Annotated in this window: 19 protein-coding genes and 2 pseudogenes; 11 read left to right on the forward strand and 10 right to left on the reverse strand. The window is 74.4% G+C overall.

From position 1 onward, the window contains the following. Positions 1-43 precede the first annotated feature (43 nt). Positions 44-2,479, forward strand: coding sequence for a right-handed parallel beta-helix repeat-containing protein (locus tag ABZ920_RS21520; RefSeq protein ID WP_361507230.1), 2,436 nt, complete (start codon positions 44-46; stop codon positions 2,477-2,479). On the opposite strand, the gene ABZ920_RS21525 is transcribed toward ABZ920_RS21520, so the two are convergent. After that, positions 2,449-4,734, reverse strand: a complete 2,286-nt coding sequence (locus ABZ920_RS21525; protein WP_361507232.1) for a hypothetical protein — start codon at positions 4,732-4,734, stop codon at positions 2,449-2,451. The two genes, ABZ920_RS21520 and ABZ920_RS21525, sit on opposite strands and share 31 nt — an antisense overlap. 926 nt (positions 4,735-5,660) lie before the next feature. Between ABZ920_RS21525 and ABZ920_RS21530 the strand changes: the two genes are divergently transcribed. Beyond that, positions 5,661-6,506, forward strand: coding sequence for a DeoR/GlpR family DNA-binding transcription regulator (locus ABZ920_RS21530; protein ID WP_361507234.1), 846 nt, complete (start codon positions 5,661-5,663; stop codon positions 6,504-6,506). A gap of 112 nt (positions 6,507-6,618) precedes the next feature. Here ABZ920_RS21530 and ABZ920_RS21535 read toward each other — a convergent pair whose 3' ends face one another. Further along, the gene (locus ABZ920_RS21535; RefSeq protein ID WP_361507237.1) at positions 6,619-7,743 is read right to left on the reverse strand and encodes a PLP-dependent cysteine synthase family protein; all 1,125 of its coding nucleotides are present in this window, start codon (positions 7,741-7,743) and stop codon (positions 6,619-6,621) included. Positions 7,744-8,033: 290 nt separating this feature from the next. Here ABZ920_RS21535 and ABZ920_RS21540 point away from each other — a divergent pair, with 290 nt between their 5' ends. The 4 genes from ABZ920_RS21540 to ABZ920_RS21555 all read left to right on the forward strand — a co-directional run bounded on the left by ABZ920_RS21540 (position 8,034) and on the right by ABZ920_RS21555 (position 10,583). Further along, positions 8,034-8,357 carry a hypothetical protein gene (locus ABZ920_RS21540; protein ID WP_361507240.1) on the forward strand — a complete coding sequence of 108 codons (324 nt, stop codon included), beginning with the start codon at positions 8,034-8,036 and terminating at the stop codon, positions 8,355-8,357. 185 nt (positions 8,358-8,542) lie between these two features. Beyond that, complete coding sequence (locus ABZ920_RS21545; RefSeq protein WP_361507243.1) at positions 8,543-9,079, forward strand: ATP-binding protein; 537 nt, start codon at positions 8,543-8,545, stop codon at positions 9,077-9,079. A gap of 271 nt (positions 9,080-9,350) precedes the next feature. After that, complete coding sequence (locus tag ABZ920_RS21550) at positions 9,351-9,920, forward strand: TetR/AcrR family transcriptional regulator (RefSeq protein WP_361507246.1); 570 nt, start codon at positions 9,351-9,353, stop codon at positions 9,918-9,920. 78 nt (positions 9,921-9,998) lie between these two features. Continuing rightward, the gene (locus ABZ920_RS21555; protein WP_361507248.1) at positions 9,999-10,583 is read left to right on the forward strand and encodes a DUF4865 family protein; all 585 of its coding nucleotides are present in this window, start codon (positions 9,999-10,001) and stop codon (positions 10,581-10,583) included. A 226-nt stretch (positions 10,584-10,809) separates the two neighbouring features. On the opposite strand, the gene ABZ920_RS21560 is transcribed toward ABZ920_RS21555, so the two are convergent. Both ABZ920_RS21560 and ABZ920_RS21565 read right to left on the reverse strand, forming a co-directional pair. Then, positions 10,810-12,048: an ROK family protein gene (locus tag ABZ920_RS21560; protein ID WP_361507251.1), complete on the reverse strand. Its 1,239-nt coding sequence runs from the start codon at positions 12,046-12,048 to the stop codon at positions 10,810-10,812. Positions 12,049-12,332: 284 nt separating this feature from the next. Beyond that, positions 12,333-12,983 carry an alpha-ketoglutarate-dependent dioxygenase AlkB gene (locus tag ABZ920_RS21565; RefSeq protein WP_361507399.1) on the reverse strand — a complete coding sequence of 217 codons (651 nt, stop codon included), beginning with the start codon at positions 12,981-12,983 and terminating at the stop codon, positions 12,333-12,335. Positions 12,984-13,263: 280 nt separating this feature from the next. Here ABZ920_RS21565 and ABZ920_RS21570 point away from each other — a divergent pair, with 280 nt between their 5' ends. Continuing rightward, entirely contained in the window at positions 13,264-14,397 is a 1,134-nt protein-coding gene (locus ABZ920_RS21570; RefSeq protein ID WP_361507255.1) for a methyltransferase, read from the forward strand. Positions 14,398-14,526: 129 nt separating this feature from the next. Here the strand turns inward: ABZ920_RS21570 and ABZ920_RS21575 are convergent, their stop codons facing one another. Beyond that, positions 14,527-15,384: a ketose-bisphosphate aldolase gene (locus ABZ920_RS21575; protein ID WP_361507258.1), complete on the reverse strand. Its 858-nt coding sequence runs from the start codon at positions 15,382-15,384 to the stop codon at positions 14,527-14,529. Positions 15,385-15,442: 58 nt separating this feature from the next. Next, a complete protein-coding gene (locus ABZ920_RS21580) occupies positions 15,443-16,324 on the reverse strand; it encodes an SIS domain-containing protein (protein ID WP_361507261.1) in 882 nt (293 codons plus the stop codon). A 118-nt stretch (positions 16,325-16,442) separates the two neighbouring features. Here ABZ920_RS21580 and ABZ920_RS21585 point away from each other — a divergent pair, with 118 nt between their 5' ends. Beyond that, on the forward strand, positions 16,443-17,222 hold the full coding sequence (locus tag ABZ920_RS21585) for a DeoR/GlpR family DNA-binding transcription regulator (protein WP_361507264.1): 780 nt from the start codon (positions 16,443-16,445) through the stop codon (positions 17,220-17,222). Between the two features lie 222 nt (positions 17,223-17,444). Here the strand turns inward: ABZ920_RS21585 and htpG are convergent, their stop codons facing one another. Further along, positions 17,445-19,373 (reverse strand): molecular chaperone HtpG, encoded by a 1,929-nt coding sequence (htpG, locus tag ABZ920_RS21590; RefSeq protein ID WP_361507266.1) that lies wholly within the window; start codon positions 19,371-19,373, stop codon positions 17,445-17,447. Between the two features lie 177 nt (positions 19,374-19,550). On the opposite strand from htpG, the gene ABZ920_RS21595 reads away from it, so the two are divergent. Continuing rightward, on the forward strand, positions 19,551-20,705 hold the full coding sequence (locus ABZ920_RS21595) for an MFS transporter (RefSeq protein ID WP_361507402.1): 1,155 nt from the start codon (positions 19,551-19,553) through the stop codon (positions 20,703-20,705). 604 nt (positions 20,706-21,309) lie between these two features. Here the strand turns inward: ABZ920_RS21595 and ABZ920_RS21600 are convergent. Together ABZ920_RS21600 and ABZ920_RS21605 are read right to left on the reverse strand one after the other, a co-directional pair. After that, positions 21,310-21,861 carry a hypothetical protein gene (locus ABZ920_RS21600; protein ID WP_361507269.1) on the reverse strand — a complete coding sequence of 184 codons (552 nt, stop codon included), beginning with the start codon at positions 21,859-21,861 and terminating at the stop codon, positions 21,310-21,312. A gap of 885 nt (positions 21,862-22,746) precedes the next feature. Then, positions 22,747-22,992: pseudogene (locus tag ABZ920_RS21605) on the reverse strand (WHG domain-containing protein); the annotation flags it as partial. Between the two features lie 8 nt (positions 22,993-23,000). Between ABZ920_RS21605 and ABZ920_RS21610 the strand changes: the two are divergent. Then, positions 23,001-23,276 (forward strand): annotated as a pseudogene (locus ABZ920_RS21610) (nitroreductase/quinone reductase family protein); the annotation flags it as partial. On the opposite strand, the gene ABZ920_RS21615 reads toward ABZ920_RS21610, so the two are convergent. Beyond that, positions 23,266-24,510, reverse strand: coding sequence for a geranylgeranyl reductase family protein (locus tag ABZ920_RS21615; protein ID WP_361507272.1), 1,245 nt, complete (start codon positions 24,508-24,510; stop codon positions 23,266-23,268). The pseudogene ABZ920_RS21610 and the gene ABZ920_RS21615 overlap by 11 nt on opposite strands. A gap of 212 nt (positions 24,511-24,722) precedes the next feature. Here ABZ920_RS21615 and ABZ920_RS21620 point away from each other — a divergent pair, with 212 nt between their 5' ends. After that, the gene (locus ABZ920_RS21620; RefSeq protein WP_361507275.1) at positions 24,723-26,078 is read left to right on the forward strand and encodes a dipeptidase; all 1,356 of its coding nucleotides are present in this window, start codon (positions 24,723-24,725) and stop codon (positions 26,076-26,078) included. The last annotated feature ends 46 nt before the right edge of the window (positions 26,079-26,124 follow it).

A 26,124-nucleotide genomic window follows, 5' to 3' on the forward strand; every position in this document is an offset into this window, starting at 1 on the left:
CGGCATCGACCCGCGTACGACGAGGTGGGGGCACGGCAACGCCATGGCACAGGGCACGGTCCAGGTGACGCACACCGGCACGTCGCGGTGGCGGCGCCGCACGGGTGAGTACGCATCGCTCGCCGCGGCCCTGGAGGCGGCGGCCGACGGCGACGTGCTCACCGTCGCCCCCGGCACCTACCGCGAGAACCTCGTCCTGGAGCGGGCGGTGACCCTGCGCGGCCCCGAGGGCTCCCCCGGTTCGGTGCGCATCGCGCCCGCCGACGGAGTGCCCCTCACCGTGCACGCCTCCGCGGTGGTGCAGGACGTGCACGTGGAGGGCCAGGACGCGTCCGCCCCGGCGGTCCTCGTCGAGGAGGGCACGCCCGAGCTGCGGGACCTGCGCATCGTGACCCGGTCCGCGGCGGGAGTGGAGGTGCGCGGCGGCGCCCGGCCGACCGTGCGGCGCTGCACGGTCGACAATCCGGCGGGCATCGGCATCGCCGTCCTCGACGGCGGCGGTGGCGTGTTCGAGGAGTGCGAGATCGTCGCGGCCGGCCAGTCGGGCGTGGCGGTGCGGGGCGGCGCCCATCCGCGGCTGGAGCGCTGCCGGGTGCACCACACCTCGGGTGCGGGCCTTTCGGTCACCGGCGACAACTCGGTCCTCGAGGCGGTGGGTTGCGAGGTCTACGAGGTGCGCGGCAGCGGCGTGCAGGTCACCGGGCGGGCGTCCGCGCACCTGACCGACTGCGACGTGCACCGCACCACCGCGGACGGTGTCACGCTCGACACGGACGCCGTGCTGACCCTCGCCGACTGCCGCATCCACGACATCCCGGAGAACGCGGTGGACCTGCGCTCGCGCGCGGTGCTGACGCTGACCCGCACGACGGTGCGTCAGTTCGGGCGCAACGGGCTGTCGGTGTGGGACCCGGGTACGCGGGTCGACGCCAACCAGTGCGAGATCTTCGACAGCACGGGCGACTATCCGGCGGTGTGGGTCAGTGACGGCGCCACCGCGGTCCTCGACTCCTGCCGGGTGCACGACGTGCCGGACGCGCTGTTCGTCCTGGACCGCGGCTCCCGCGCGGACGTGGTCGACAGCGACCTGTCGCAGGTGCGCAACACGGCCGTGTCGGTGAGCGACGGCGCCACCGCGCAGCTCGACGACTGCCGCATCAAGGACGCGGCGACGGGCGCCTGGTTCCGCGACCACGGCAGCGGCGGCACGCTCAACGGCTGCACGCTGGACGGCACGCAGACCGGCGTGATCGTCACCAAGGGCGCCGACCCGACGATCGAGCGCTGCACGGTCGTCTCCCCCGCCGAAGCCGGCTTCTACGTGTCGGCGGGAGGCCGCGGCAGCTTCCTCGGCTGCCGGGTGACGGGCAGCGACGGTTACGGCTTCCACGTGATAGACGGCTGCCGTGCGACGCTGCGGAAGTGCCGTACGGAGCGCTGCGCGCGCGGCGGGTACGAGTTCGCGGACGGCGGTCCGGACGCCGGCGCGGGACCCGTGGTGGAGGACTGCACCAGCGACGAGAGCGGAGGGCCGCGCCCGCCCGCGGCCCGGGAGACGGCCGTGCAGAGCGCGGACGCGACGTCCGGTGGTCTGCTGGGCGCGATCCCCGGGCAGCGCGCCATCGATCTGGAGCCGTCGGTGACGGCCGGGGAGCCGGAACAGCCCACCCGGAGTGCGAAGGACGTCCTCGGCGAACTCGACGCGCTGGTCGGCCTGGAGAGCGTCAAGCGCGAGGTGCGCGCCCTGACCGACATGATCGAGGTGGGCAGGCGCCGGCAGCAGGCCGGTCTGAAGGCGGCCTCCGTCAAGCGGCATCTGGTCTTCACCGGCTCCCCCGGCACCGGCAAGACGACGGTCGCCCGCCTGTACGGCGAGATCCTGGCCTCGCTCGGTGTCCTGGAGAAGGGGCATCTCGTGGAGGTGTCCCGGGTCGACCTGGTCGGTGAGCACATCGGCTCGACCGCGATCCGCACCCAGGAGGCGTTCGAACGGGCGCGGGGCGGTGTGCTGTTCATCGACGAGGCGTACGCGCTGTCGCCGGAGGACGCCGGCCGTGACTTCGGCAAGGAGGCCATCGACACGCTGGTGAAGCTGATGGAGGACCACCGTGACGCGGTGGTGGTGATCGTGGCCGGGTACACCGCCGAGATGGAGCGGTTCCTCTCCGTCAACCCCGGTGTGGCGTCCCGCTTCTCGCGGACGATCACCTTCGGCGACTACGGGCCCGACGAGCTGCTCAGGATCGTCGAACAGCAGGCCGAGGAGCACGAGTACCGGCTGGCGCCGGGTGCGGCCGAAGCGCTGCTGAAGTACTTCACGGCGATCCCCAAGGGCGCGGCCTTCGGCAACGGGCGTACCGCGCGGCAGACGTTCGAGGCGATGGTGGAGCGCCACGCGGGCCGCGTCGCCCAGCTCGCCGACCCGAGCACGGACGACCTGACGCTCCTCTACGCGGAGGACCTGCCCGAGCTGCCCTGAGGCGCGCAGTCCGGCTCGGCCGGATGTCCGTCCCGGTGCCGTGGGCCGGGCAGATCGGGGTGCAGCCGGGCCAGGAGCCGCTGCCTCTCCTCGGCGAAGGCCGGGTCCGCCTGGTAGTCGGAGTGGCCGAGGATCGGGGCGGGCAGCGGATGGCGTCCGGTGCGGCCGTAGGCGAGGGGGTCCTTCAGCGGGTCGCGGTCCACGGCCGGACCGCAGTCGCCGGGCAGCCGGACCGGGCCGCCGATGGGGTCGGTGAGCCGGTACAGGTTGCGCCAGCAGTCCACGTCGCGGTGCAGGGCGCTGAGGGCGGCCGGGCCGAAGTGGGCGGGGAACCAGCGGCCGTACAGGCGCTCCAGCGGGGAGCCGTACGTCAGCAGGGCGACACGTCCGCGGACGGCCGGGGTGAGCTGCCAGGCCGCGGCGGCGGCGAGCACACTGCCCTGGGAGTGCCCCGACAGCACGAGCCGTCCGCCGGTGGCCTCCGTCCAGGTCGCCATGCGCCAGGTCAGGTCGGGCACCGCCCGTTCGGCGTAGCAGGGCGGCGCGAAGGGGTGCGCGGCGCGCGGCCAGAACGTGCCGACGTCCCACAGGATGCCGATCGTGCGCCGGGCGGAGGCGTCCTTGTAGGCGCGGCGCCCCCAGGTGACGAAGAGGAGGAAGCCCAGGCCCACCAGCCAGGAGCCCAGCGCCTGCGCCGTCTCGGCGGCACCCTCGACCACGGCGAACGCGCCCTCGGCGGCCCGGGCCGGCGTGTCGCCCGTGCCGAGTGCGCCCACCAGCGCGGCCGCCCCCAGCAGGAGCGTGGCCGCCGAGGTGACGCCGACCACCAGGGGCCCGTCGTCGGTGAGCGTCGCCATGGCGCGCGTCCTGGCGATGCGGCGGGTGCGCTGCGGGTCCGCCGGTTCCCCCGGATGGTCCTGCTCGACCGTGACGCGCAGGGTGCGGGCCAGCCGCCAGGTGCGGGCGGCGAGGCGCCCGCAGAGCGCCAGGAGCACGACGAGCACCAGCGGGATCGCGGACGCCTGCCACGTCAGCAGGACCGGCGGACCGGGGATCGAGGTTCCGGTGCCGTCGAGCCAGTCGGCGACGCGCTGCGCGACCCCGCCGGACATCACGGCGCCCAGCGCGCACGCCAGCACGGCGACCGCGGGGCCGCCCAGGCCGCGCAGTGCCGTACGGGGCCGCGCGGGGGCGTCCTCCGCCGCCGCGGAGGTGCGGGCGGTCCGGTGCAGGGAGTGCGCGACGCCGGCGAGGACGACGACGAGCAGGCCCTGTGCCAGGGCCAGGCCGCCGAACGTGGCGTCCCCGGGCAGCCGCCCGGCCGACTCCCATCCCGGCCGCGACCACCCCGCGTACGCGGCGGCGAGCATGAGCAGGAGGAGGGCGCCGAGCGGCAGCCGCCGTACGAGGTGGTGGTCGAGTTCCCGGTCGAGCCGGTGCTCGCTGCGCCCGCGGCGGCAGACGACGGCCACCACGGCGGCCGCCACGGCGGCGAGCGCCGCGAGCAGCAGCCAGCCGAGGGTGTCGAGCGCGGCGGACCCGCCGGGACGGCGGTCGAAACGGGCCGCGGGCGTGGCCACGGCCGCGGCGACGGTCAGCAGGCCGGCGGCGGTGTGGGCGGCACGCAGCCGGGCCACCAGGCGTCGGCCGTACCAGAAGCCGGGGCGGCCGAGGGGGGTGCGGCCGCTCTCGACGTCGGGCCCGGGGCCGTGGGACAGGGGCTGCTGGGACTCGTAGGCGCTCCAGGTGCGGTGGGACAGGTACCAGAGCAGGCCGGTGAGCGCGCCGGGCACCAGCGCCGCCAGGGCCAGCCGGCGCCCGGGGGCGCTCCACCAGCCGCCGTCCGCGGGCGACAGGAAGCCGAGCCAGGAGTGCCGTCGGGCGCACGCGCGGGTGCCCGCGCACTGCCAGGCGGCGAGGTCCAGGGCGACCTCGCAGGCGGCGGCGACGAGCAGCACGGTCAGGGTCAGGCCGGCGAGCCGTACGAGGAGTCCGTAGAGGCGGACCGTGCGGACGCGGCCGGGCGCTGCCGGGCGCATCCAGTGGGCGAGGTTGACGACCATGAAGGGCAGCAGCAACAGCCACAGGGCCCGGGTGCCGTCGCCGGAGGTGAGGTTGCACCAGACGTACGCCTCGGGCACCGGCCTGCCGGGGCGCGCCCCGGGATCGGAGTCGGCGTCGGCGTCGGCGGCGCGCCGGAAGACGGCCGCGGTGTCGTCGCCGGTGATCCGTACGGTGCGCGGGTCGTCCAGCATCCTGTCGGGTGTGGTGCCGCCGACTCCGTGGACGAGCAGTTCCAGGGCGGCTCCGGCGGGGCCGGGGTGCGGGACGGGACGGGCCGCAGCGGGGCGCGGGGCGGGACCACCCTCGCCGGGATTCGGAGTGCGGCCGCCCGCGCCGGGCGCGCCCGCGCCGGGATCCGTGGCAGGACCGCCCGGGACGGGACCGTCCGGGCCGGGACTCGGAGTGCGGCCGCCCCGGCCGGAACCGCCCGCGCCGAAACTCGAGGCTGGACCACCCGCGCCGGGCTTCGGACCGCGACTACCCGGGCCGTGGTGATTCAGGACGGCACCGCCCGCGCCGGGATCCGTGGCAGGACCGCCCGGGACGGGACCGTCCGGGCCGGGACTCGGGGCGGGGCCGGGCTGCGGTAAGGGGCCAGCCGGTCCGGGGCCGGAGGCGGTACCAGCCGGTCCGGGACCCGAGGCAGTGCCGGCCGGTCCGGGACCCGAGGCAGTACCAGCCGCTCCGGGACCCGAGGCAGTACCAGCCGGTCCGGGACCCGAGGCAGTGCCGGCCGGTCCGGGGCCCGAGGCTCTGCCGGCCGGTCCGGAGTGCCGGGGCGCGCCCTCCGCCCCGTTCGTCGCAGCCCGCCGCTGTGTGCGTTCCATCGCTCCCCCTTCCCCCGTGCCACGCCGTCGGCCCGCGGTCTCGCGGGCACGGGGATGCCCGCCCGCGGCCCTCCGCACACCTGATCGCACCGAATTCCTCCGATCCGGGTGACGGCAACCGAACGAACGGGACACGTGTGGCATGTGCGCGTCCAGACGGGCGGTGGCGCGGCCTGCGCCGACCCGTGCGAGGATGGGACGCCCGCGCACCCGGACGGGGCGAACCACCTTGTCACAGCGGGTGCGCAGGGCGTGTCGGACGGCTTGAGGCGAAAGGAACCGGAGCACACGTGAGTGAGAATCAGAACCTCCTCGCGGAGCAGCGGCGCGCCCTGATCCTGGAAGAGGTCCGGCGCCGCGGCGGCGTCCGGGTCAACGAGCTGACGCGCAAGCTCGGCGTGTCGGACATGACGGTCCGCCGCGACCTCGACGCGCTGGCCCGCCAGGGCGTCCTGGAGAAGGTGCACGGCGGCGCGGTTCCCGTCGTCGAGGCGAGCACGCACGAGCCGGGCTTCGAGGCGAAGTCGGGCCTGGAGCTCACCGCCAAGGAGGACATCGCGCGGGCGGCGGCCCAGCTGGTCGCGCCCGGCACCGCGATCGCGCTGTCGGGCGGCACGACGACGTACGCGCTGGCCCACCATCTGCTGGACGTGCCGGACCTGACGGTGGTCACCAACTCGGTGCGGGTGGCGGACGTCTTCCACACGACCCAGCGCAGCTCCGGCCGGCGGCCGGGCGCGGCGACGGTCGTGCTGACCGGCGGCGTGCGCACGCCCTCCGACTCCCTGGTGGGACCGGTGGCCGACCAGGCGATCGGCGCGCTCCACTTCGACGTGCTGTTCCTCGGGGTGCACGGGATATCCGTGGAGGCCGGCCTGTCCACGCCGAACCTCGCGGAGGCGGAGACGAACCGGCGGCTGGTGCAGTCCGCGCGGCGGGTGGTCGTGATCGCCGACCACACCAAGTGGGGCGTGGTCGGCCTCAGTTCCTTCGCCGGTCTGGAACAGATCGACACGCTGGTGACCGACGCCGGGCTGCCGGAGGACGCGCGCGCCGAGGTCTCGGAGCACCTGCGGCTCGTCGTGGCGGGCGAACCCGAGGCGGCCGAGGCCGCGGCGGAGGTCTCGGAGGCCTGACGGGCGTCCACCGGGACGGCGGTCCGGGGTGGCCGGGCCCGCCGGCCGACGCGACGCCGACGGGGAGGGCGCTGTGGCGATGGCGCCAGGAGCGCGGGCGGGCTGCCGGAGCTCAGTCCAGCCACACGCCGGTGCCCAGGAAGGACTCGATCACCGCCGTGTACGGCGTGATGTCCAGGCCCTGTGCCGCCAGCCAGGTGTCGGAGTAGTACTTGTCGAGGTAGCGGTCCCCCGGGTCGCACAGCAGCGTCACCACGCTGCCTCGCTGCCCCTTTTCCACCATCTCGGCGACGATCTTCAGGGCGCTCCACAGCCCGGTGCCGGTCGAGCCGCCCGCCTTGCGGCCCAGGGCCTGCTCCAGCGCGCGGACCGCGGCCACGCTCGCCGCGTCCGGCACCCTCATCATCCGGTCGACGGCGCCGGGCACGAAGCTGGGTTCCATGCGGGGCCGGCCGATGCCCTCGATCCGGGAGGGACAGTCGCAGGTCACGTCCGGGTCGCCGGTGCTCCAGCCGTCGAAGAAGCACGAGTTGTCCGGGTCGGCGACACAGACGCGGGTGTCGTACTGCATGTAGTGGACGTAGCGCGCGATCGTCGCGGAGGTGCCGCCGGTGCCCGCGGTGGCGACGATCCACGCCGGCTCCGGGAACCGCTCCAGCTCCAGCTGGCGGAAGATCGACTCGGCGATGTTGTTGTTGCCGCGCCAGTCGGTGGCCCGCTCGGCGTAGGTGAACTGGTCCATGTAGTGGCCGCCCGTCTCCGCCGCGAGGGCGGCTGAGGCCTGGTACATGGTGCGCGGGTCGTCGACGAAGTGGCACCGCCCGCCGTGGAACTCGATGAGGCGGCACTTCTCGGCGCTCGTCGTGCGCGGCATGACCGCGATGAAGGGCACGCCGATCAGCTTCGCGAAGTAGGCCTCGGAGACGGCCGTCGAGCCGCTGGATGCCTCGATCACGGGGCGGCCCGGCCGGATCCAGCCGTTGCAGAGGCCGTAGAGGAAGAGGGAGCGCGCCAGCCGGTGCTTCAGGCTTCCGGTCGGGTGGGTCGACTCGTCCTTCAGGTACAGGTCGATGCCCCACTGCTCGGGCAGCGGGAAGCGGAGCAGGTGCGTGTCGGCGGAGCGGTTGGCGTCCGCCTGCACCTTGCGGACGGCCTCTTTCAGCCAGCCGCGGTAGTCGGCGTCGCTGCGGTCGACGTCGAGGGTTCCGCCGGTCGGGCGCTGCTGGGTGGTGCTCACGGCAGGACTCCTTACGCTGAGCGCCGACGGCGCGTCGCGCGGCCGGACGCACCCGATGATAGACACCCTTCGCACCCGCCTCACCTGCATAAACAGGACTTTGAGCGGCTCAAAGGCCACCCTGGGCCGCGGTGCGCGCGGGGGTGGGGGCGCATTCGCGCGAGTGCTTCGGGCGCCGGTCGGGAGCCGCCTGCGCGTACTGGTGCGGCGCGCCGGGGGCGGGCAGACTGCACCGGGACGACCCAGGGTCCCGACGGGGCCCGGTGGCGCGCACGAGGGGGCAAGGAAGGATGGCGGAACCGGAGTTCAGGGTCACGGGCGTGCGGATCGGCCAGCGGCTGCGTTCACTCACCCGGGCCGGGCAGGTCCGGATCAACGACGGCAGGCTGGAGTTGCTGACCAGCTACGGCAGCGAGATCGACAGCGCCCCGGTGCGCGCCGTGCGCGCTTCGCGGCCCTGGTTCGCGCCCGACGACCGGGCGCTGGCCGAGCTGAACGGCCGGCGGTACGTGCTGACCCTCGGCGGCGACGACCCCGGGCCGGGCGCGCCGGGACCGCCCCCGGCGCGCCGCTTCGTCGAGGCCGTCCGCAGGGCGGCGGGGCGCGGCGGCTGAGGAGGCCGCGAGTTGCGGTGCCTCACCCCTTGCGCCACGCTTGTCTCACGTCACTCTGGGTTTACCGGCGATAACGCTGCGAACCAGCCCGCCGGCCACGACAGCAGGCGGCAGTGTCACGCAGGCGTCCTGCTGGATCCGAACCTTCGTGTTCTTCCGGACCTCAACGTCGGGGAGTCGCAGCCGTGATCAGTCACCCAAGCAGGCACTGCACGGTGGAGCTCCAAGCCCTGCCGTCGCGGATCGGCCAGGTCCGCAGAATCGTATCGGCGCAGTTGCGCTACTGGCATCTGGACCCACTGATAGACCGGGCGACGCTCGGTGTGACGGAGCTGTTGACCAACGTCCACCAGCACGCCCGGCCCGACAAGATGTGCACCGTGCGGATCGAGCTGCTGCTCGACCGGCTGATGGTCTCGGTGCGCGACCACGATCCGCGCCTTCCCGTGGTGGGGGACGTGGAGCCGCTCGCCACCGGCGGTCGTGGGCTGGCGATGGTGGCCGCCGTGAGCGAGAGCTGGGGCGCGCGCCCGGACGGCGACCAGGGCAAGGTCGTCTGGTTCACCCTGCCGGCCCCGGCGACCGCGCCGGCGACCCCGGCGGGGGACGTGCCGCTCCTGGCCGGCACCGAGCACCCGGCGCGCCGCTTCGCGGAGGTCGAGCCCGTGCTCGGCGCCCGCACTCCGGCTCACGCGCCCGCCCGGTCCGCCGTCGTCGGCTGACCGGCGCGGGCCGCCGCCCGGGGACGACCACCTCGCGGGTGGCCGCCCCCGCAGCGGCGCGGTCCCCCGGCCGTTGCCGTACGGCCGGCGGCGCGGCCGTACCTGGCGGGGAGTGCGCCTGACGCTCCCGGCGACGGCCCGCGGCGGCCGCCGCCCCCCTTCGCCGTCCCCCTCCGCCCGTCCGGTGACAGGACGGATCATTCGACGACGCCTGCGGTGGGCGTTCCGATGTTTTCCTTCTCTGTACCTACCAGTATGTACACTTCCTGTCATGGGCACTCCCGAGCGACTGATCGAGTCCACGCGCGAGCTGCTGTGGGAGCGCGGCTACGTGGGCACGAGCCCGAAGGCGATCCTGGAGCGGGCGGGCGCCGGCCAGGGCAGCATGTACCACCACTTCAAGGGCAAGCCCGATCTCGCCCTGACGGCGATCCGGCGGACCGCCGAGGAGTTGCGGGCCGCGGCCGAGGCGGTGCTCGGCGGCCCGGGCACCCCGTACGAGCGCATCGAGGCCTATCTGCGGCGCGAGCGCGACGTCCTGCGCGGCTGCCCGGTCGGCCGGCTGACGATGGACCCGGACGTCGTCGCCAGTGACGAGCTGCGCGCGCCGGTCGACGAGACGCTCGACTGGCTGCGCGAGCGCCTGGCGGGAGTCGTCGAAGAGGGCAAGGAACAAGGCCAGTTGGCGCCCTCGCTGGACGGCGGGGAGATCGCGGCGACGATCGTCGCGACGGTCCAGGGCGGCTACGTGCTCGCCCGCGCCTCCGGCTCTCCCGCCGCCTTCGACGCCGGCGTCAGGGGGCTGCTGTCGCTCCTCGCCCCGCACGGCCGGCCGAACTGAAGGCGTCGCACCGCGCGCCCACCGAACGCCGGCCATCGCACCGGCGGTACACCCCTGACCGAGGAAGGACGGCTCCTCATGCAGGCCATGCAGTACGAGCTGACGCTGCCCGCCGACTACGACATGGGCGTCATCCGCGACCGGGTGGCCCGCGTCGGGCACCTGCTCGACGACTGGGGCGGCCTCGGCTTCAAGGCGTACCTGGTGCGGGAGCGCGGAGTGCACGGCTCACCGGTCAACCAGTACGCGCCGTTCTACCTGTGGAACACCGTGGAGGGCATGAACTCGTTCCTCTGGGACGGCGGACTGCAGAGGATCGTGGACGACTTCGGGCGCCCCTCGGTGCGGCAGTGGACGGGCCTGGCCTACGAGGAGGCGGGCGCCGCGCGCTCGCCCGCCCTCGTCGCCGTGCGCCATCGGCAGCGCGTGCCCGAGGGCGCGGTGCTGTCCGAGGCCGTGCGGGAGGCGGTCGCGGAGACCGGACGGCTGGCCGCTCAGGACGGCGCGATGCTCGCGGCGGCCGTCGTGGACACGAGCCGCTGGGAGCTGGTGCACTTCTCGCTGTGGGAGCACGACGCACCGAAGGCCCCCGGCGACGTGTTCCAGGTGCTGCACCTGTCCGCGCCGGGCCGCGACGCGCTGCCGCGGAACCGGCACTGGTGACGACGCGACGGGCGTGCGCCGGAGCGGAAACGGGCGACCTGCCGCGGATCGCGCGACTCGCCCACGCCTGCGCCGGCCTCCGGTCGGGCGACGTGGTCGTCACCGTGACCGGGCGCGCGTGCGCCGGCTGCTCCCACGGCGAGGGAACGGCGCGGTACCTCCGATCCTCCCGCGGCGCCCGGAGCGTCCCCGCCGCCCGGTCGGCGCCGAGCGGGCGGGGCCGGCCTCAGGCGAGCGCGGCCAGCGGGTCGTCGAGGACCGGCTGCCAGGCCAGCTCGGCCGCGCCCACCAGGCTGTTGTGGTCGAGCGTGCAGGCCAGGATGGGGACGCTGCCGCTCTGGCCCCACAGGCTGCGGTCGGCGACGACCGCGCGCAGCCGCTCCGGGTCGGTGTCGAGCAGGGTTCCGTGCAGTCCGCCGAGGATGATCCGGTCCGGGTTGAGGATGTTCACCAGGCCGGCGAGGCCGAGACCCAGGCGGTCGACGAGGGCTTCGGCGGCCGCGCGGACGGCGGGGTCGCCGTAGTGGTTGCGGAGGAGGTCGTTGGCCTGCTGCAGCAGCGACACCTCGGGGCCCGGGTCGCGGCCCGCGGCGGTGAGCAGGGCCAGCGGATCCGCCTCCACGTCGAGGCAGCCGCGGCTGCCGCAGTGGCAGGGGCGGCCCTCGGGGTTGACGGTGAGGTGGCCGACCTCCAGCGCCAGGCCCGAACTGCCGGTGTGCAGCCGCCCGTCCAGCACCAGCGCGCCGCCCACGCCCCGGTGCCCGGTGGCGACGCACAGCAGGTCGCGGGCGCCCCGGCCCGCGCCGTGCCGGTGCTCGGCGAGCGCCGCGAGGTTGACGTCGTTGGCCGCGAACGCCGGCCCGGTGATCCCGGCCGCGCGCACGCACTCCTCGAAGATGCGGCGAACCGGCGCTCCGGCGGGCCAGGCCAGGTGGAGCGGGTTCAGCGCGAGGCCCTCGGGTTCGGCGACGGCGGACGGCACGGCGAGTCCGGCGCCGACGCAGCGCCGCCCGGTCGTGCGCAGCAGCTCCGCGCCCGCCTCGACGACGGAGACGAGCACCTTGGCCGGGTCGGCGTCGACGTCCTCGCAGCCGGGCGCGGTCGCGACGATCCGGCCGCCGAGGCCGACCAGCGCCGCGCGGAAACCGTCGGCGTGGACCTGCGCGGCGAGGGCGACGGGGCCGTCCTCGGCGACGGCGAGCCGGTGGGAGGGCCGCCCCTGCGAACCGGCGGCCGCCCCCGGCCGGGCGTCCACCCGGATCAGGCCCAGTGCCTCCAGTTCGGCCGCCACCGCGCCGGCCGTCGCGCGGGTCACGCCGAGTTCGGCGGTGAGCACGGCCCGGGTCGGTGCGCGCCCGGTGTGCACGAGCTCCAACGCGGGGCCGAGCGCACCGCGCCCCCGGTCCAGCCGCGTCCTCGACGTGGTCCCGTCCCCCGCCGCCCGGGGGTCCGTCTTGCCGCTCATGAGGGCGAGTCTCGCATGATCCGCGGGTGCTGTGACCGGGCGACCGGCCCCGGCCCGCCCCGCCGGCGGTCCCACCGGCACGCTCGGAGGCCGTCCGGGTCCTGTCGTTCCGACGGGGCCGGCCAGGACGCGCGGTGCGTTCCTGCCGACCCGAGCGGGACCCGGCGCGTCCGGTTGCACGGCGAAGGAGGGCGCCGACGCGGAGCGTCGGCAGCCGGCGACCACGCGGCGGACGTGCGTGCCGGGCCCCGCGACGCCGGGCCGGCCCGGACGACGGACGGGGTCTAGAAGCCGCTGACCCGCAGGGTGATGTTGAGGCGTCCGGTCAGCCCGAGTCCGGGCGGCGCGGTGCCCGCGTGGACGCGCGGCACGCCGTGGTGGGCGAGCCGGGACGGGCCGCCGAAGACGAACAGGTCCCCGCTGCGCAGGGTGACGTCGGTGTACGGCCGGGCCCGGGTCTCGGTGTTGCCGAAGCGGAACACGCAGGTGTCACCGAGGCTCAGCGAGACCACGGGCGCGTCGGACTTCTCGTCGGCGTCACGGTGCATGCCCATGCGCGCGTCGGCGTCGTAGAAGTTGATCAGGGCGATGTCGTACACGGCCGCGGTGGCCGCCTCCTCGCCGAGGGCGTCGGCCACCGCCCGGCGGCCCAGCGCGCCCAGCCACTCCGGGAACGGTTTCACCGGGGCGCCGTCACCGTCGACGACCGTGCGGGCGTAGGCGTACGGATACCAGTGCCAGCCCAGGCACACCTGCCGCGCGGTCATCGTGCCACCGCCGGGGGTGCGCACCGTGCGCAGGCCGGCCGGCGGGCGGGCCCACTCCCGGCAGGCCGACAGCAGCTCGCGCTGCTGTCGCGGTTCCAGCCAGTCCGGCACGTGCACGGCCCCCGGAGCGACCTCGGTGCGCGGCCGGGGGAACAACTCGGCGTCCATGCCGTCCATGCTCGCGCACCTCCGGCCGTCCCCGCCGGGGCGCGCGCCTGTTCTGACCGCCCCCTCGTCGCGGCGAGGGGGCGGCCGGCCCGGCGGTACGGTGACCCGACTGCGGTGCCGGACGCGGCTGAGCCGTGGTGACGTACGGGAGCCCTTGTGCGGCCGGGGCCGACGACCTGCGGCCGGACGTGCGCGGCCGCGGTCGGCGGAGGCACTCCTCCGGTGCGACCGGTGCCCTGAGCTGCGGCTCGGCTAGCCTTGACGCACGATGAACGACCGAATGACGACTCCCTGGGGCGAGCTGGAGCTGGCCCGGTTCCCCGAGGACCCGCGTGACCGGCTGCGTGCCTGGGACGCCTCCGACGAGTACCTCCTGCGGCACCTCGCCGAGCGGGACGCGGCCCTGTCCGGGACGGTCGCGGTCGTCGGGGACCGCTGGGGAGCGCTGGTGACCGCCCTCGCGGCGCACCGGCCGGTGCAGATCACCGATTCGTTCCTCACCCAGGAGGCGACCCGCGCCAACCTCGCCCGCAACGGCGTGGCCGCCGGCTCGGTCCGGCTGCTCACCACGCGGGACCCCGTCCCGGACCGTGTGGACGTGCTGCTGGTGCGCGTGCCCAAGAGCCTGGCGCTCCTGGAGGACCAGCTCCTGCGGCTGGCGCCCGCGCTGCACGAGGACACGGTCGTCGTCGGCACCGGCATGGTCAAGGAGATCCACACCTCGACGCTGCAGGTGTTCGAGCGTGTCGTCGGACCGACCCGGACCTCGCTCGCCGAGCGCAAGGCACGGCTGATCCTCAGCACCCCCGAGCCGTCCCGGCAGCGGCCTCCCAACCCGTGGCCGTACACGTACACCCTGCCCGAGGGCATCGGCGCCGTCTCGGGCCGGCCCGTCGTCAACCACGCGGGGGTGTTCTGCGCCGACCGGCTGGACATCGGCACCCGGTTCTTCCTCCGGCACCTGCCGGCGGGCGGCGGCCCCCGGCGGATCGTGGATCTCGGGTGCGGCAACGGGATCGTCGGCACGGCCGCGGCGCTGGCCCATCCCGGGTCGGAGGTCCTGTTCGTCGACGAGTCGTTCCAGGCCGTCGCCTCCGCCGAGGCGACGTACAAGGCGAGCGGCGCGCCGGGGCACGCCGAGTTCCGGGTCGGCGACGGGCTGGCCGGGGTGCCGGCCGGCAGCGCGGACCTGGTGCTCAACAACCCGCCGTTCCACTCGCACCAGGCGACGACGGACGCGACGGCGTGGCGCATGTTCACCGGGGCCCGGCGTGTCCTGCGCCCCGGCGGCGAGCTCTGGGTCGTCGGCAACCGGCACCTGGGCTACCAGGTGAAGCTGCGGCGGTTGTTCGGCAACAGCCGGCTCGTCGCCGGCGACCCCAAGTTCGTGGTGCTGAAGGCGGTCAGGAGGTAGCGGCGCGACCGGGTGCCGCCGCGCCGGCGCGACCGATGCCGGCGCGGTCGGCAGCCCGGTCCGGCGGAGTCCCGGCACCGGCACCGGAGCCGGAAGTCCCTGCTCGGGAACAGGGCGTCCCGGCCGTCCTCACTCGCGCCGGCCGAGCACGCCGATGAGCCGCTCGACCGTTCGCGCCATGGCCTCCCGGCCCACGCCGAGGTAGGCGCGGGAGTCGACCGCGCGGGGGTGGGCGGCGAGGAAGTCACGGATCGCGCCGGTCATCGCCTGGTTGAGGGCGGTGCCGATGTTGATCTTCCCGATGCCGCCGGCGACGGCGGCGGTCAGTTCGCCGTCGGGCACGCCGGAGGAGCCGTGCAGGACGAGCGGGACGTCCAGGGCGTCGGCGAGGCGTTTGAGGAGGTCGTGGTCGAGGGCCGCGGTGCGCGTGGTCATGGCGTGCGCGGTGCCGACGGCCACGGCCAGGGCGTCCACGCCGGAGTCGGTGACGAAGGCGTGCGCCTCGACGGGATCGGTGCGGGCGCCGGGCGCGTGGGCGTCGAGGGCGGGCGCGCCGCCCTTGCCGCCGATCTCGCCCAGCTCGGCCTCGATCCACAGGCCCCGGGAGTGGGCCCACTCGGCGGCCGCCCTGGTCGCGGTGAGGTTGTCGGCGTACGGCAGCCGGGAGGCGTCGTACATCACGGAGCTGAAGCCCGCGCCGGGCGCCTGGCGCAGCAGATCCTCGCTCTGCACGTGGTCCAGGTGCAGGGCGACCGGGACGGCGGCGTGTTCGGCCGCGGCGGCGGCCGCGCGCGCGAGGGGCAGCAGCCGTCCGCAGCGGTACCTGACGGCGTTCTCGCTGACCTGGAGGACGACGGGCGCACCGGCCGCCTCGGCGCCGGCGACGACGGCCTCGACGTGTTCCAGCGTGATGACGTTGAAGGCGGCGACGGCGGAGCGTGCGGCGGCGGCGCGGGTGACCAGCTCGCCGGTGGCTGCAAGCGGCACGGCCTGTCCTTTCCGGGCATCGGGGGGCACGGCATGCGGAGCGGGACGGGTCCGTCCGTCAGGGGGTCAGGATCACGGAGCGGGTCAGGTGACGGGGCTGGTCCGGGTCGAGGCCCCGGGCCGCGGCGACGGCGACGGCGAGCCGCTGGGCGCGGACGAGTTCGGCGAGCGGGTCCAGGCCGCCCTCGATCCACAACCCGCCGGTGGCGCGCACCTGTTCGGCGAGCCCCTCGGGAGCGCCGCCGAGCATCCAGGTCGCCGTGCCGCGGGTGGTGATGCTGATGGGGCCGTGGCGGTACTCCATCGCCGGGTAGGCCTCCGTCCAGGACAGTGAGGCCTCCCGCATCTTCAGCGCGGCCTCGTTGGCCAGCCCCACGGTCCAGCCGCGGCCGAGGAAGGTGAACTGCCCGCAGTCGACGAGCCCTTCGGGCAGCGGAGCGGCGAGCGCGGTGCGGGCGTCGGCCACGACCGCGTCGGTGTGCAGGCCGAGGTGGGCGCGCAGCAGGGTGAGGGCGGTGGTCGCGAACCGCGTCTGCACCACGGAGTACTCGTCGGCGAAGCCGAGCACCACGACGTCGTCGGCGGCGCGCATGACGGGCGTGTCCGGATCGGCGGTGACGGCGGTGGTGCGCGTGCGGCCCCTCAACCGCCCGAGCAGCTGGAGCACTTCGGTGGTCGTGCCGGAGCGGGTGAGGGCGAGGACCCGGTCGTAGGGGCGCTGCTCGGGGAACTCGGAGGCGGTGAACGCGTCGGTCTCGCCCTGCCCCGCGTTCTCGCGCAGCGCGGCGGCGGCCTGGGCCATGAAGTAGGAGGTGCCGCAGCCGACGACGGCGACCCGCTCCCCCGGCGCCGGCAGGGCCGGGGCGTGTCCGGCGGCCTCGGCCGCGACACGCTCCCAGCACTCGGGCTGGCTGTTCAGCTCGTCCTCGACATGCGTCATGCCGCGCCTCCCGTGGTGATTGTTCCTGCAAGATAGAGCGGACTTCCGAGCACAAGCAAGCATGCTGTGCCATGCGGGGTGCGTTAGGGTCGCGGAGGATCGAGGAACGGAGGCGCCGATGTCGCGCGACGCCCGCTGGAAGACGCTGCTGGAGCTGCTCGTCGAGCGCGGCCGGCTGGACGTCGAGGAGGCGGCGGCCGAGCTCGCGGTGTCGGCCGCGACGATCCGGCGGGACTTCGACCAGCTCGCCGAGCAGCAGATGCTGGTGCGCACCCGCGGCGGCGCGGTGGTGCACGGCGTCTCGTACGAACTGCCCCTGCGCTACAAGACGGCCCGCCGCGCCTCCGAGAAGCAGCGGATCGCCAGGGCGGTGGCGGACCTGGTGGCCCCCGGTGAGGCGGTGGGCCTGACCGGTGGCACGACCACCACCGAGGTGGCCCGCGCCCTGGCGGTGCGCGACGACCTCGCCGCGGGCTCGCCGGCCCTGACCGTGGTCACGAACGCGCTGAACATCGCCAACGAGCTCGCCGTGCGGCCGCAGTTCAAGATCGTGGTGACGGGCGGGGTGGCGCGCCCGCAGTCCTACGAGCTCGTCGGACCGCTCGCGGACGGGGTGCTCGGCCAGATCACGCTCGACGTGGCGGTGCTCGGGGTGGTCGCCTTCGACGTCACGCACGGCGCGGCGGCCCACGACGAGGCGGAGGCGGCCGTCAACCGGCTGCTGTGCGAGCGCGCCGAACGCGTCGTCGTGGCCGCCGACTCCAGCAAGCTGGGCCGGCGCGCCTTCGCCCGCATCTGCGCGGCCGAGTCGGTGGACACGCTGGTCACGGACGCGGCGGCGGGACAGGAGGGCGTGCGCCGGTTCGAGGAGGCGGGCATCCAGGTCGTCGCCGTGTGACGGCGCGCCGCGGGCCGCGGAGGGCACGTCGATCGCGGAAAGGGCGGGCCGTGCATCCGCCCGGCTCCGGTCTGCTCGCCTGGCGCCGGCGCACCGGAGCATGCCGGTGCGCCGGCGCCAGGACGGCGCGGTGACGGCTGCGCGGCCGCGGGCCGCGGCCGCGCGTTCACACAGCCGGACGATGCCTGCCGGCGGCACGACGGCCACCGGCATCGCCCACGGTCACTGCAGCGTGCGCTCCAGGCGCTCGGCCACCAGCTTGACGAACCGGGACGGGTCCTTGGGCTGGCCGCCCTCGGCGAGCACCGCCAGACCGTGCAGGAGCTCGGCGGTCTCGGCCAGTGCCGTACGGTCCTCCCGCTCCTTGTACGCCTGGTTCAGGTTCTTCACCAGCAGGTGCTCGGGATTGAGTTCGAGGATCCGCTTGGCGCGGGGCACTTCCTGGCCCATCGCCCGGTACATGTTCTCCAGGGCCGGGGTCAGGTCGTGCGCGTCGGAGACGACGCAGGCCGGGGAGACGGTGAGCCGGGACGACAGACGCACCTCCTTGACGTCCTCCTGGAGCTGCTCCTCCATCCAGCCGAGCAGGGCCGCGTACTCCTCGCCCTGCTTCTCCCGGTCCTCACCGGCCTTCCCGTCCTCCCGCGGGCCGAGGTCGATCTCGCCCTTGGCGACGGAGCGCAGCCGCTTGCCCTCGTAGGCACCGACGGCGTCGACCCACACCTCGTCGACCGGGTCGGTGAGCAGCAGCACCTCGATGCCCCGGTCGCGGAAGGCCTCCATGTGCGGCGAGTTCTCGATGCTCTCCCGCGACTCGCCGGTCAGGTAGTAGACGTCCTCCTGCCCGTCCTTCATCCGCTCCACGTAGTCCTTCAGCGTGGTCGGCTCGTCGTCGCCGTGCGTGGTGGCGAAGGACGCGACGGCGAGGAGGGCGTCGCGGTTGTCGGCGTCGGTCACCAGTCCTTCCTTCAGGACGGCGCCGAACTCCCGCCAGAACGTGGCGTACCGGTCGGGGGCCGTGGCCTTCATGTCCTTGACCGAGGACAGGACCTTCTTCGTCAGCCGGCGCTGGATCATCCGGATGTGCCGGTCCTGCTGCAGGATCTCGCGCGAGACGTTGAGGGAGAGGTCCTGCGCGTCGACGACGCCCTTGACGAAGCGGAGGTACGGCGGCAGCAGCGCCTCGCAGTCCTCCATGATCAGGACGCGCTTCACGTACAGCTGGAGTCCGCGCCGGTAGCCCTGCGTGAACAGGTCGTGCGGGGCGTGCGCGGGCAGGAACAGCAGGGCCTGGTACTCGAAGGTGCCCTCAGCCCGCAGCCGGATCGTCTCCAGCGGGTCGCGCCAGTCGTGGCCGATGTGCTGGTACAGCTCGTGGTACTCGTCGTCGCTCACCTCGTCCCGCGAGCGGGCCCACAGCGCCTTCATCGAGTTGAGCGTCTCGGGCCCGGGGGCGTCGGCGTCCGCCTCGCCGTCCGCCTTCTCCGCCCCGGCCGGGGCGTTCGGCATGAGCCTGATCGGCCAGGTGATGAAGTCCGAATACCGCTTGACGATCTCCTTGATCTTCCAGGCGGAGGTGTAGTCGTGCAGCTGGTTCTCGGGGTCGGCCGGCTTCAGATGCAGGGTGACCGAGGTGCCCTGCGGCGCGTCGTCGACCGTCTCCAGCGTGTACGTGCCCTCGCCGCGGGACGTCCACCGCGTGCCCCGGCTCTCGCCGGCGCGCCTGGTCAGCACGGTGACCTCGTCGGCCACCATGAAGGCGGAGTAGAAGCCGACACCGAACTGGCCGATGAGGCCCTCGGCCCCGGCCGTGTCCTTGGCCTCGCGCAGCTCCTTCAGGAACTCGGCCGTGCCCGAGTGGGCGATGGTGCCGATGAGCTGCCCGACCTCGTCGTAGGACATTCCGATGCCGTTGTCCCGCACGGTGAGGGTGCGGGCGTCGCCGTCGGTCTCGATTTCGATGCGGAGGTCGGAGACGTCGGCTTCGAGGGTGTCGTCCCGCAGCGCCGCGAGCCGCAGCTTGTCCAGCGCGTCGGAGGCGTTGGAGACGAGCTCGCGCAGGAAGACATCCTTGTTCGAGTAGACCGAGTGGATCATCAGCTGGAGCAGCTGGCGGGCCTCTACCTGGAACTCAAACGTTTCGGTCGGCATGGTTCGCGCTTTCCTCACAGGTCGCTCAGTCGCCGGAACGGGTGGAACGGACGGGAGTCACTGTAAAACACCATGTAGCGGTGGGTGACCGAAAGCGCGGGCTCCCTTGCCGGGGCGCCCGCGCACCCCTAGCCTGCATTTGTGCCGCTACTGAACAAAGCCCGCTCGCACAGCGTCGTGCCGGGCCACGACCTCACCCGCCTCCGGATCGCCCTCACCGCGTTCTTCGCCCTGGACGGTTTCGTCTTCGCCGGCTGGGTCGTCCGCATCCCCGCCATCAAGCACCAGACCCACACCTCCGCCAGCACCCTCGGCCTCGCCCTGCTCGGCGTGTCCGCCGGCGCGGTGGTCACCATGGCCCTCACCGGACGGCTGTGCCGCCGCTACGGCAGCCATCCCGTCACCGTGGTCTGCGCCGTCCTGCTGTCCCTCAGCGTCGCCCTGCCCCCGCTCGCCCACTCCGCCCCCGCCCTAGGCGCGGTCCTGCTGGTCTTCGGCGCCGCGTACGGCGGCCTCAACGTCGCCTTCAACAGCGCGGCCGTCGACCTGGTGGCCGCGCTGCGCCGGCCCGTCATGCCGAGCTTCCACGCCGCCTTCAGCCTGGGCGGGATGCTCGGGGCCGGCCTCGGCGGGCTGGTCGCGGGAGCCCTGTCGCCCGGCCGCCATCTGCTCGGGCTGACCGTGATCGGCCTGCTCGTCACCGCCGTCGCCGGACGCGGCCTGCTGCGGCACGCGCCTCCGGCACCGCCGGAACGCATACCCGCCAGGGAGCACCCCGCCACGCGCCGCGGTCGCGGGCCGGTCGTCGTCTTCGGCCTGATCGCGCTGTGCACCGCGTACGGCGAAGGGGCCATGGCCGACTGGGGCGCGCTGCACGTCGAGCAGGACCTGGGCGCCTCGGCGGGCCTCGCGGCGGCCGGTTACTCCCTCTTCGCCCTCGCGATGACGGTGGGGCGGCTGAGCGGGACGGCGCTGGTGGAACGGCTGGGCCACACCCGCACGATCGTGGCCGGCGGCTGCACCGCCTCGGCCGGCATGCTGCTCGGCTCGCTGGCGCCGTCGGCGGGGGCGGCGCTCGCCGGCTTCGCCGTCACGGGCCTCGGTCTCGCCAACCTGTTCCCGGTCGCCATCGAACGCGCGGGCATGCTGGCCGGCCCGAGCGGCGTGGTCGTGGCCTCGACCCTCGGTTACGGCGGCATGCTCCTCGGGCCACCCGCCATCGGGTTCATGGCGGACTGGCTCTCCCTGCCCGCCGCGCTCACCAGCGTCGCCGTCCTGGCGGCCGCGGCCGCCGTCGTCGGGTTCCTGACCCGGCGCACCGGGTCCGGCTGAGGCCCGGCTCGACCAGGCGGGCGGGCGCCTACGGGCGGATCGGCGGCCGCGAGCCGGAGGACAGGACCCGGCGGCGACGGCGAGGAGGTGGCCTGTCGTGGGGCGTGCGTGCGCAGCGGGAGGCGCTCCGGTCCGTCCGGACGCCCTCGCCACGCGGGCCCGGGTCGGCCCGGCGCCCACGCCGGCCGGGCGTCGGGCAAGCCGCCGGGCGGGGCGGGGGGAAGCCGTGTCGGCCCCGTCGTCTTCAGCACGCGGTGCGGGTTCTTCACCCGTTCGGGTGTGTCGGATGTCTACGCCACGGACCGGTGGGCGCGGCCGGCAGCGGCGGCAAGAGGGCGCGCTCCACGGGGAATTGACCCCGGGGCGGCCCGGTGGGCCGGCAGGTGGCCGTCCGGGCAGGCGCGCAGCGGCTTCGGTCCGGTTCTAGGATGGTGCTCGCAGGCGCAGGACCGTCAGGCAGCGGCCGGTGTGGGCACCGCGAGCGGATCCCCGTGATCAGGGGTCCCGGCGCGGGGATGCCCCTCGGCGAGACCGAGACCAGAACCCCGGCCCGATTACGGCGGGCCGGGGTTCTGCATCAGGTGGGGTGCGTCATGCGGTCGGCTCAGTAGCCGCCCTTGCCGCCGCCCCGGTGGTCGTGGATGACGCGGAAGCTGCCCGCGACTCCGTCGTGGACCCGCAGCCCCTCGGTGCGTCCGGGCCTGACGCCGTTGCTGGAGCTGCGGGGGCCGACGGTGGCGATGGGCGCGCCGTTGTCGCAGGTCACTCCGCGGAAGACCTCCACGGTCTTCTTGCTGTCGTTGCGGATGTTGAGGGTCCTGGAGCCGAGGCCGCTCACGATGGTGATGCAGCCGCTCGGGCGGGCGTTGTAGGACCGCTCGTTGATGTGGATCCAGCCCTCGTCGTAGTCCTTGTCCTTTCCGCCGTGGTCGTTGCCCCGGTCGCCGCCGCGGTCGTTGTCGTTGTCGTTGTTGTTGTTGCCGCCGACGTCGCCGCCCGTGGGCACCTGGGCGGGAGCGACGGCCTGGCGCACGGCGGCCGGGGCTGCCTGGGGAACCGGCGCGGCCGAGGCCGAGGCGTAGGTGATGCCGGTCGCGGTCAGCGCCGCGGCGGCCGCCACGGCCGCGGTGATCGCAGAGGAACGGGTCATGATCATGGCACTGCTCTCCTGTCTCGCAGTCAGAGAAGTCGGCTTGTGAGAGCCGGCGTGTGATTAACGTACTAATCGCCCCCAAGGCTGTCATTTCGGTCAGCCCGGAAGTGCTCGCACCAGGGGGCCAATCGGGGTACTCCGAGCGTCCGAGCGCTCGCCCGCCGGCGACAGGAGCTTTCTCAAATGACGCATGCGGAACGTCGGTTGACGCGCGATTAGGCTTTCGAGGTGATGTCTGACGGCGGCTCACCCGTGCGGCAGCGAATCGCTTGCAGCGACCCCTGCGGGACGCCCCCGGGCAACCGGGACGCACAGGTCGCAGCGCAGGTCACGGCAGCCACCCCGGCCCGCCGGGCCTCGGCACCCATGACGTGGCGCGTCCGGTGCGGACAGGCCATCGCACCGGGGTCGACGACGAGGACAGCGAGCAAGCCCGTGACAAGCCGTCACCCGGCTTGGGTGTCCGCACAACAATTCGAGGTCAACGCGAGGAGGTCGTCGGCGTGGCGTGGAAACGACGCACGCCCTTACGTGGTAATGCGTCGTCAGCCCTGACGGCCATGCGAGGGGTCCCGGCATGGCGCCGCGTCAGGTGGGAGTCCGGCGTGATAACAGCCCGTCAGCCTCGCGGACCGGTACGCAATTCACGGCGTGGCGCGCAGAGGGAACGGGTCCTTCTGTGATAGTGCCCCTTCAGGATGCCGCGCCCTGGGCGGCCGGTCGCCCAGGGGGCTCGCGTCCGACCGGCGGGCCCCGCTGTCGCCGCCGGGGCCCCGCGCCGGCGGGGACGCCGCCAGCTCGGCCAGTCCCGGCCGACCGGGGCCAACTCGTGAGCCAGGAAGACCGGTTGAGCCCGATCGCGGGCGCCCGGCTCGACCCCGGAGTGGCTCAGGACGTGAGGCCGACGCCGTGCGCGAGCCGGACCACCGCGTGCCGGAAGAACGGCTCGCGGTCCTCCACGACCCGGTGGAACTGCCCGAACACCTCGAACCCGACCAGGCCGTACAGCTGAGCCCAGGCGGCGACGAGCACGGCCACCACCTCGGGCGGCAGGTCGGGAGCGAGGCCGGCCGTCATCCGCGCGGCCTCCTGGCGCAGGCCGGCAGGCAGCGGCGGTCCGGCCAGACCGCACCCACGGCGACGCGCGGTACCTCGTCTCGGCGCGCGGCCATTCGCAGTGGGTGCGCAACATGCGCGCCGCGGGCGGCGGCGAACTGCGCGTGGGGCGCAGGGTCCGCGCGTTCACCGCGGTGGAGCTCCCCGACGAGGAGAAGCTCCCCGTCCTGCGGACCTACCTGCGGAAGTGGGGCTGGGAGGTCGACCAGTACTTCCAGGGGGTGACGGCCGCCTCCACCGACGAGGAGATCCTCGCGGCCGCCCCCGACCACCCGGTCTTCCGCATCACGGTCACGAACTGACCGGGTCCTGAGCGGCGGCCGCGGCGGGCCGCCGGTCCAGTGCGCTCAGCGCGCGCTGGGCCATCGGGTGGCTGCGGAACAGCTCGCCCAGCGACGTCGAGCCCCGCGTGATGTCCCGGAAGGCGTTCCAGGCGGGACGGAACCCGGTCAGCACCGCGTGGAACACACCGGGGCGGCGCTCGAACACCGCCAGCATCCGCTTGCCGACGGCCATCTCGACCCCGAGCCCCGCCTTGATCGCGAAGGCGTAGTTCAGGGCCTGGCGGCGGGCGTCCACGGCGTCGTGCGCCTCGGCGACGCGCACCGCCCACTCCCCGGCGAGCCGCCCGGACCGCAGGGCGAACGAGATGCCCTCGCGCGTCCACGGCTCGAGCAGCCCCGCCGCGTCGCCGCACACCAGCACCCGGCCGCGGGAGAGCGGCGAGTCGTCGGCCCGGCAGCGGGTCAGATGCCCCGAGGAGATGCTGGGCTCGAACCCGGCGAGACCCAGCCGGGCGATGAAGTCCTCCAGGTAGCGCTTGGTCGCGGCGCCTTCGCCCCGCGCCGAGATGACGCCGACCGTCAGGGTGTCCCCCTTGGGGAAGACCCAGCCGTAACTGCCGGGCAACGGGCCCCAGTCGATGAGGGCGCGGCCCTTCCAGTCCTCGGCGACGGTGTCCGGGACCGGGATCTCCGCCTCCAGGCCGAGGTCGACCTGGTCGAGCTTGACGCCGACGTGCGCTCCTATGCGGCTGGCGCTGCCGTCGGCGCCCACGACCGCCCGGGCGAGGACCGTCTCGCCGCCCTGCAGGACCACGGCGACCGTCCGCCGGTCCGGCACGGCCGAGCCGTGCTGCTCGACCCGGGAGACGGTGACGCCGGTGCGCAGTTCGGCGCCCGCCTTCTGCGCGTGCTCGACGAGCTGCTGGTCGAACTCGGGCCGGTTGATCAGCCCGAAAAGCATCTGCCGGGAGCGGCGGGTGCGGGTGAAACGGCCGTTGTGGGAGAAGGTGACGGCGTGCACGCGGTCCCGCAGCGGCAGTTCGTAACCGGGCGGCAGCGCGTCGCGCGAGGGGCCGATGATGCCGCCGCCGCACGTCTTGTACCGGGGCAGCTCCGCCTTCTCCAGCAACAGCACGCGCCGCCCCGCGACCGCCGCCGCGTAGGCGGCCGAGGCCCCCGCGGGCCCCGCGCCCACCACGACGACGTCCCACACCTGCCGCACGTCGTCCGCTGAAGACTTCTCGCTGCTCACGATGGTTCGCTGCCTCCGATCAAGCCGCCTGGCGCTGCTGTCCCACGCATCCTACGACCGAGGTCGCCACGGGCCGCTGTGGGAGGATCGGCTGTGCGCGCCCCCCACCGGGGGCCGCGCCCACAGTGAGACGATCGTCCGGGACGCGAGTGCCCGGAGCACCGCTCAGGTACTCGTCCGTACAACGTCGCACCTAACCGAGGAGCGTGCCCATGTCGTCGAATCCGGTCGCCGAGACCGTCGCCTCGCTGATGCCCAGGGCGAAGGAGGAGCTCGCCGAACTGGTGGCCTTCAAGTCGGTGGCGGACTTCGACCAGTTCCCGCGCAGCGAGAGCGAGGGCGCCGCACGCTGGGTCGCGGACGCGCTGCGCGCCGAGGGGTTCGAGGACGTGGCCCTGCTCGACACCCCCGACGGCACCCAGTCCGTCTACGGCTGCCTGCCCGGCCCCGAGGGCGCGAAGACCGTCCTGCTGTACGCCCACTACGACGTCCAGCCGCCGCTGGACGAGGCCGGCTGGACGAGCCCGCCGTTCGAGCTGACCGAGCGGGACGGGCGCTGGTACGGGCGCGGGGCCGCGGACTGCAAGGGCGGTGTGATCATGCACCTGCTCGCGCTGCGGGCGCTGAAGGCCGACGGCGGGGTGCCGGTGCACGTCAAGGTGATCGCCGAGGGTTCGGAGGAGCAGGGCACCGGCGGCCTGGAGCGGTACGCCGAGGAGCACCCCGAGCTGCTGGAGGCCGACACGATCGTCATCGGGGACGCCGGAAACTTCCGGGCCGGTCTGCCGACGGTCACCACCACCCTGCGCGGCATGACCCTGGTGCGCGTCCAGGTCGACACCCTCGAAGGCAACCTTCACTCGGGCCAGTTCGGCGGCGCGGCCCCCGACGCGCTGGCCGCGCTGATCCGCGTCCTGGACTCACTGCGCGCCGAGGACGGCTCGACCACCGTGGACGGACTCGACGGCACGGCCTCCTGGGACGGGCTGCAGTACGACGAGGAGCAGTTCCGCCAGGACGCCAAGGTGCTGGACGGCGTCGGACTGATCGGCTCCGGCACGGTCGCCGACCGCATCTGGGCCCGCCCGGCCGTCACCGTCCTCGGCATCGACTGCCCGCCGGTCGTCGGCGCCACCCCGTCGGTGCAGGCGAGCGCCCGTGCGCTGATCAGCCTGCGCGTGCCGCCGGGCGCCGACGCCGCCGAGGCCACCAAGCTCCTCCAGGCGCACCTGGAGACCCGCACGCCGTGGGGGGCGCGGGTGCGCACCGAGCAGATCGGCCAGGGCCAGCCCTTCCGCGCGGACACCACCAGCCCGGCCTACCAGGCCATGGCCGACGCGATGGCGGTGGCCTACCCGGGCCGGCAGATGCAGTACGCGGGCCAGGGCGGCTCCATTCCGCTGTGCAACACCCTCGCCGCGCTCTACCCGAACGCGGAGATCCTGCTCATCGGCCTGAGCGAGCCGGAGGCGCAGATCCACGCCGTCAACGAGAGCGTGTCGCCGCAGGAGCTGGAGCGGCTCTCGGTGGCGGAGGCGCTGTTCCTGCGCAACTTCGCGGCCGGCTGAACCGTTCCGCCACGACGGGATGCCCGCCCGCGACGTCACGGGCGGG

This window comes from Streptomyces sp. NPDC046831, from assembly GCF_040645305.1.
Taxonomy (GTDB): Bacteria; Actinomycetota; Actinomycetes; order Streptomycetales; family Streptomycetaceae; genus Streptomyces.